2 protein-coding genes are annotated in these 1,111 nt (G+C 68.2%); both read right to left on the bottom strand.

The genetic code is table 11. From position 1 onward, the window contains the following. Positions 1-302: alcohol dehydrogenase catalytic domain-containing protein (locus G3N99_RS40525; RefSeq protein WP_206125232.1), on the bottom strand; the 302-nt coding region annotated here is incomplete at its 3' end. A 48-nt stretch (positions 303-350) separates the two neighbouring features. Beyond that, positions 351-983 (bottom strand): Dabb family protein, encoded by a 633-nt coding sequence (locus G3N99_RS40520; protein WP_206125231.1) that lies wholly within the window; start codon positions 981-983, stop codon positions 351-353. Between the last annotated feature and the right edge of the window lie 128 nt (positions 984-1,111).

Below are 1,111 nucleotides of genomic sequence, written 5' to 3'. Positions count from 1 at the left end.
TACGCGCCCCAGCGCCCCGCGCCGACGTCGGTCTGCGCGAACACGCGCATGCCGGGCGCGAAACCGTCGACGCCATCGCCGACCGCTTCGACCACCCCCGCCGCGTCGAAACCGATCACGAACGGAAACGTGTATTGCATGAATGCGCCGAGGTAGCCTTCGCGGCATTTCCAGTCGGCGGGATTGATGCCGGCGTAGGCAACGCGGATCAGCACGTCGCCGGGGCCCGGCGTCGGTGCCGGCACGTCGGCCATGCGGAAAGCGTCGGAATGACCGACGCGGTCGATCAACAGGGCTCGCATCTTCGTGTCTCCTGGGTTGTTTGTTGTCAGCTTGATGTGGGCTGCGCGTCAGTCCGCCGTATCGGCCAGCAGGCTCGACGCGAGCGGACAGAACGCATGCGAGATCGTATCGACCGTCCAGTCGGGGCTTTCGGCATCGAACCGGCGATCGACCCAACCCCAGTGATACGGATGCATCAGGTATTCGCCGAGGAGATCGCCGACGTGCGCGAACTCCTGCTGCCACACGTGCGTCCACGCGCCGGGCGTCTCGATCCGGCTCAGCCGCCAGTTGCGGATGCCGGGCATGAACGCGGGCATCTGCAGCAGTTCGCGCTCGAGCGCGGCGATCTGTTCCGCACCGGCCTGCGGCCGTACCCGCAGCATCAGCGTGCGCCATACGCCGTCGCGCAGCGCCGGTTCGCGCAAGCCGCCGCCGATCGCGCGGCATTCGGCGCCGTCGATCCGCGCGATGCCCGGCAGTTGCGCCAATGCGGCGAAATCCGCTGTGCCGTCGGCCGCCGACTCGTCGCGCAGCACGTCGAGCGTGTAGTCGCCCGCGCCCCAGCTGCCGTCCAGATTGCGTGCAAGTGCCACGCGTTTCGCGCCGGCCAGCGCTTGCGCGGCCTCGTGCAACGCATGTTCGATCGCGCCGGCATGGCAATCCGCCGACACGAATACCTGTGCCGTGTCATGCCGCATGGTCGACCTCCATCAGCGCGGGCAGCGGCGCATCGGCGTCCGTCATCACATGGCGACGGCGCACGTCGCACAGCGCGTCGACGGCCATCCAGAAGCCGACCACGTCGGCATCCGTCAACGCACGCATA

This window comes from Burkholderia sp. Ac-20392 (genome assembly GCF_017104585.1).
Lineage (GTDB): Bacteria > Pseudomonadota > Gammaproteobacteria > Burkholderiales > Burkholderiaceae > Burkholderia > Burkholderia lata.
Note: the sequence above shows the minus strand (reverse complement) of the source record. Positions and strands in the feature narration are given on the sequence as shown.

Coding starts and splice junctions, on each gene's coding strand:
- G3N99_RS40520 (WP_206125231.1), bottom strand. CDS start 983: ATGCGGCATGACACGGCACAGGTATTCGTGTCGGCGGATTGCCATGCC.